Source organism: Mycobacterium sp. 1245805.9 (assembly GCF_001672915.1).
Classification (GTDB): Bacteria; Actinomycetota; Actinomycetes; order Mycobacteriales; family Mycobacteriaceae; genus Mycobacterium.
The window spans coordinates 1-3,016 of sequence record NZ_LZKR01000158.1; the positions used below are offsets into that span (position 1 = coordinate 1).

Annotated in this window: 5 protein-coding genes and 1 pseudogene; 4 read left to right on the forward strand and 2 right to left on the reverse strand. The window is 65.7% G+C overall.

The window, feature by feature from the left end; translation table 11 throughout:
• On the forward strand, window positions 1-946 hold a 946-nt coding region (locus tag A9X00_RS31430), incomplete at its 5' end, for a PecA family PE domain-processing aspartic protease (protein WP_197515226.1).
• A gap of 39 nt (window positions 947-985) precedes the next feature.
• Window positions 986-1,633, forward strand: coding sequence for a cutinase family protein (locus A9X00_RS21415; RefSeq protein WP_067158126.1), 648 nt, complete (start codon window positions 986-988; stop codon window positions 1,631-1,633).
• Here A9X00_RS21415 and A9X00_RS30120 read toward each other — a convergent pair.
• The gene (locus A9X00_RS30120) at window positions 1,630-1,791 is read right to left on the reverse strand and encodes a PE domain-containing protein (protein WP_082975419.1); all 162 of its coding nucleotides are present in this window, start codon (window positions 1,789-1,791) and stop codon (window positions 1,630-1,632) included. The two genes, A9X00_RS21415 and A9X00_RS30120, sit on opposite strands and share 4 nt — an antisense overlap.
• A 95-nt stretch (window positions 1,792-1,886) precedes the next feature.
• Here A9X00_RS30120 and A9X00_RS32810 point away from each other — a divergent pair, with 95 nt between their 5' ends.
• Both A9X00_RS32810 and A9X00_RS21420 read left to right on the forward strand, forming a co-directional pair.
• Entirely contained in the window at window positions 1,887-2,198 is a 312-nt protein-coding gene (locus A9X00_RS32810; RefSeq protein ID WP_082975420.1) for a hypothetical protein, read from the forward strand.
• 88 nt (window positions 2,199-2,286) lie between these two features.
• The gene (locus A9X00_RS21420) at window positions 2,287-2,790 is read left to right on the forward strand and encodes a PE family protein (RefSeq protein ID WP_067158129.1); all 504 of its coding nucleotides are present in this window, start codon (window positions 2,287-2,289) and stop codon (window positions 2,788-2,790) included.
• A 12-nt stretch (window positions 2,791-2,802) separates the two neighbouring features.
• Here the strand turns inward: A9X00_RS21420 and A9X00_RS31435 are convergent.
• Window positions 2,803-3,016, reverse strand: a pseudogene (locus A9X00_RS31435) (PE family protein); the annotation flags it as partial.

Genomic DNA, 3,016 nt, shown 5'->3' on the forward strand with positions numbered 1-3,016 from the left:
GGGTTGGGAAGCCGAGCTGGCGCAGTCCGACGTCCCAGAACGGGATCAGCAGGCCGTTGGAGCCGGCGGTCGCGGCGGGTGGCTGTTGGGCACTGGCGGAGCCGCCGGCGTCGGCTCATTGCAAAGCGGGACCGTGCCGCTGCAGATGAACGGTGTGTTCGCGACGGTCGGCGTCTCCGTCAACGGCGGGCCGAGTGTCCCGCTGACCGTCGACACCGGCTCCAACGGCCTGCTGATCCCGTTCTGGGACGTCGGACTGCGCCAGCTCGGCTTCCCAACCCAGATCGGGTTCGTCAGCTACGGCGAAGGGGTCGCTTTCATCTACCTCACGTTCAATGCGCCGGTGAGTTTCGGTGGGGGGCTCGTCACCGCACCGACGCCCGTGAGCGTCGAAATATTTGAATTCCCAATATCTCTCAACGGCCTCGGGCTCATGCTCACCGGCGATGTTTTCGGTGGGGGAGCCGGCATCTTGGGCATCGGATCGAATGCGGTGGGGCCGGCCACCTCGGTGATCACGGCGTTGCCGGGCCCACTCAATCAGGGTGTGCTGATCGACGAACCTGAGCATTACATGCAGTTCGGTCCCAATCCGCTACCCGGAATCACCGTCACGGGAGCGCCGGTCACCGCCTTTGACGTGCGGATCAATGACGGGCCCCTGCAACAAGTTCTCGCGCTGGTCGATTCCGGTGGCAACTACGGATCCATTCCGTCATCCATCCTGGGGACCGGGCAGACCTCTGGAATGGTGCCGGCGGGAACGACCATTTCGGTCTACACCAAGGACGATCTGACGCCGCTGTACTCGTACACGACGACCGCGACCAACGGCCCTCAGGTCGCGACGGGTCAGATGAATACCGGATATGCGCCGTTCGCGCAGGGACCCGTCTACATCAGCTACAGCCCCAGCGGCGTCGGGACGATGACTTTTGACTTTTGAACGGCTGACTCGCTGTCAGTAAGTCAGTAATATCGCATCATGGGGGTTGTCGCGATAACGCCCTCCGCGCACCGGGTCCTCAGCTTGGCGGCCGGCTTTTCGCTCGCCGCGGCATTGATGGTTGCGCCGGTTCCGCTGGCGACGTGGGTTCCTTTCGCATCGGCGGCATGCCCCGATGCCGAAGTGGTTTTCGCTCGCGGCCGAGAAGAACCGCCCGGCGTCGGCGCAGTCGGCGACGCGCTGGTTAATTCATTGCGCGGCAAGACCCGTATGTCGGTCGGCGTGTATGGGGTCAACTACCCCGCCAACATCAGCACCGGAAGCGGCGCCAACGACATGAGCGCCCACGTCCAATTCATGGCCAAGAATTGCCCGAACACGCGCCTCGTGCTCGGCGGCTATTCGCTGGGCGCTGAGGTGGCCGACCTTGTCACCGGCGGCCGTTCGGGGTTCGGATTTACCAACCCGCTGCCGCCGGGTGCCGATCAGCACGTCGCGGCGGTCGCCCTGTTCGGCAACGGCAGCCACGGAGTCGCGCCCGCGTTCGCCGGTAAGACGATCGACCAGTGCGCGCCGGGCGACCCCATCTGTGGGCGAGGGCTGAATTGGCCGTCGCATCTGCAGCCGTCGTACATCGACTCGGGGTTGGTGGATCAGGCCGCCAGCTTCGCCGCCGGCAGGCTCTAGGACGGGCTAGTGGTGGCCGCCGCCTGAGCTGCCGCCGCCGATCGAGCCGCCGCCTGAGCTGCCGCCGCCGCGTTGGCGGCGCTGATCGTGGAGCCGACGGCCGCCAAATTATTTGCCGCGTCCGTCACCATGTCCGGCGCCGCGAACAGAAACGACATCGATGGCCTCCCACCGGTATTCGTCTAGCCCCCGGTGAGAAACAGGACGAAAGTACCACAATCCCGCGTCGTTGAGAACAATTATTTTCGGGCCCATGGCATCGAGCGCCCTCAACCTGCGCGACTCGGGCCTCGCGGTGGACGTCTTCGCCCGGGCCGACGCCTCCCGGGAGCAGGCCGAGGCCGACGGCTTCCAGCCCGGCGAGATCGAGGCGGCGAGCGCAGGCGACGTGATCTGCACCCTCATCCCCGAATCTCGAGCGGCTGCGGTCCGAGCGGCTGAACCCCGCGGTCGTCTCCTTCGAGAAAGATCTGCGCGCCCGCCTGGGAGAGCGGAACCACCATTTCGGAACCCGCTAGCAGGTAAGAGTGAATTTTGCGCTCGCGATTTCTTGCCGCCCGGGTAAAAGCGGGAAGGCTACTTGTGAAAATCACCGGTTTCAGGCGATACTTTTGCAATCTCGAATGGCTCGATGAGGCGCTAGGAGGACGGTAGTGTCGGGCTTGATCGCGGCGCCGGAGCTAATTAGCACGGCCGCAACGGATTTGGCGAATATCGGCTCGACGCTAAGCGCCGCGAACTCCGCCGCCGCCACCACGACCGCCACGGTGCCGGCCGCGGCCGCCGACCAGGTATCGGCTGCTGTGGCGCAGCTGCTCTCGGCGCATGGCCAGGAATACCAGGCGCTCGCCGGGCAGGTGGAGGCGTTTCATCAGCAATTCACGCAGAACTTGCAGGCCGGAGCCGGCGCCTACGCCACCGCGGAGGCCGCAAACGCCGCGGTGATGCAGCCCCTGGGCGGGGTCGCGGGAGCGGTCGCCGGCGCTGCGGTCGCCGCCGCCAACCCGGTGGTCCAGTGGTTCAATCAGCTCTTGGTCGACCTGCAGAACTTAATAGGCCGTTTCCTACTCTTTTTGTTTGCGCCAATTCTCGATCCGATTATCAACTCATTAGCCAACGCCATTGCCACGGCAATTGTGCAAGGCCTCTTCGAGTAGATCGGTCGCAAATCAGCCCGGTGACCCGTTCGCCCCGTTAGGGCCGAACAGGTAATACCCACCGAAGCCGCCTTGGCCGCCGACGCCGGGGACGGTCCCGGCGCCGCCGTTGCCGCCCGCCCCGCCGATGCCGAAGAGCAGGCCGCCGAAGCCGCCCTGGCTGCCGTTGCCCCCGAACGCCAGGCCGGGCGCGCCGTAACCGTTGCCGCCGTGGCCGCCGAGGCCG